2 protein-coding genes and 1 pseudogene are annotated in these 1,490 nt (G+C 37.4%); all 3 read left to right on the top strand.

Annotation, left to right across the window (positions count from 1 at the left end; all coding sequences use genetic code 11):
- Nucleotides 1–468, top strand: a 468-nt coding sequence (locus ATB02_RS25620) for an RHS repeat-associated core domain-containing protein (RefSeq protein ID WP_157945219.1), incomplete at its 5' end; no start/stop codon positions are given.
- Nucleotide 469: 1 nt separating this feature from the next.
- Nucleotides 470–793, top strand: coding sequence for a hypothetical protein (locus ATB02_RS25615; RefSeq protein ID WP_105272411.1), 324 nt, complete (start codon nt 470–472; stop codon nt 791–793).
- 246 nt (nt 794–1,039) lie between these two features.
- Nucleotides 1,040–1,490, top strand: a pseudogene (locus ATB02_RS25610) (ISAs1 family transposase); the annotation flags it as partial.

Here is a 1,490-nt window from a genome sequence, read left to right as displayed (position 1 = left end):
ACAGGGCTGCATTACAATCTGCACAGGTACTATGATCCGGATGTCGGGCGGTTCATGGTAACGGACCCGATAGGGCTAAGAGGCGGGTTAAACTTATACCAATATGCGCCCAATCCGCTGAAATATAGCGATCCACTCGGATTAAAAAAAGAGCTCTGTAATGGAACTACTCGTGTGCGGCATTATACTAATCGTAAAGGTTCAACCGAGATTGGTAAAACAGGTAAAATATTGGCAAAAGATAATAATAGAGTGTATCTTGAACCGGCTAGTAAAAAACCATTAAGTCAAGTCGAAGTTGAAACTAAATATCAAATTAAACCGGGCCGTGGACGTGATTATGTTGAAACTGATGTTCCAAATGAACAGCTTGAATGGATAACTAATCCACGATATCACACCGATGAATTGACTGCAAAAGGTGATATCACTCTTTCTGATAATGCAAAAATCACCAAGCGGAAATAATATGCATAAAGACAATAAAAACATCGTGTTAACTGGAGAGGAGGCATTGTCTGTTCTAAGTGAAATTAATTATTTGCTGATTTCTCTTAGAGACATAGCCCGCTATTATTATCATTCTCAAAGTGATGATAATATGATTAATAATGAAATTGCTTATTGCAAAGAAACCACTGGATTTATTGATAGAAATAAAATAACTCATCGTCTTGCACATATAAGAATGATTATAACGGAGAAATTTAATAACGAACTAGGCGATGATGATATGGATGATATCGAAAGAGAAATGGAAAAAATAAAGTATTGGGAAAAACCAGGCGATTAAAATAAAGCCGGGTGAGGAATTAAATCTCCCCAGCTTTTATTTTTACGCTTCTTTCAATACACCGGATATCCCGACATTCATTCCTTTAACTACCTGTTTAGCCAAGGAAAGATCACGTAACGCTGCTTTTTTGTACTAGACAATTCGCATTTTATGTTTAAAAATTGAGATATTCCTCATTACCTAAAGCTGTTTTTTATTGCTTATACATGATCAAATACTCCTTACATAATTAAGGAGAACAAAATGGAACTTAAAAAATTGATGGGACATATTTCTATTATCCCCGATTACAGACAAGCCTGGAAAGTGGAACATAAATTATCGGATATTCTACTGTTGACTATTTGTGCCGTTATTTCGGGTGCAGAAGGCTGGGAAGATATAGAGGATTTTTGGGAAACACATCTCGATTTTTTGAAGCAATATGGTGATTTTGATAATGGTATTCCTGTTCACGATACCATTGCCAGAGTTGTATCCCTGTATCAGTCCTGCAAAATTTCACGAGTGCTTTATTAACTGGATGCGAGATTGCCATTCTTCAGATGATAAAGACGTCATCGCAATAGATGGACAAACGCTCCGGCACTCTTATGACGAGAGTCGCCGCAGGGGATCGATTCATGTCATTAGTGCGTTCTCAACAATGCACAGTCTGGTCATCGGACAGATCAAGACGGATGAGAAATCCAAT

The organism is Escherichia sp. MOD1-EC5189, assembly GCF_002966045.1.
Classification (GTDB): Bacteria; Pseudomonadota; Gammaproteobacteria; order Enterobacterales; family Enterobacteriaceae; genus Escherichia; species Escherichia coli_F.
Note: the sequence above shows the minus strand (reverse complement) of the source record. Positions and strands in the feature narration are given on the sequence as shown.

Bases quoted from the DNA above. Each gene is read 5' to 3' on its own strand.
- ATB02_RS25615 (WP_105272411.1), top strand. From the start codon at position 470: ATGCATAAAGACAATAAAAACATCGTGTTAACTGGAGAGGAGGCATTG.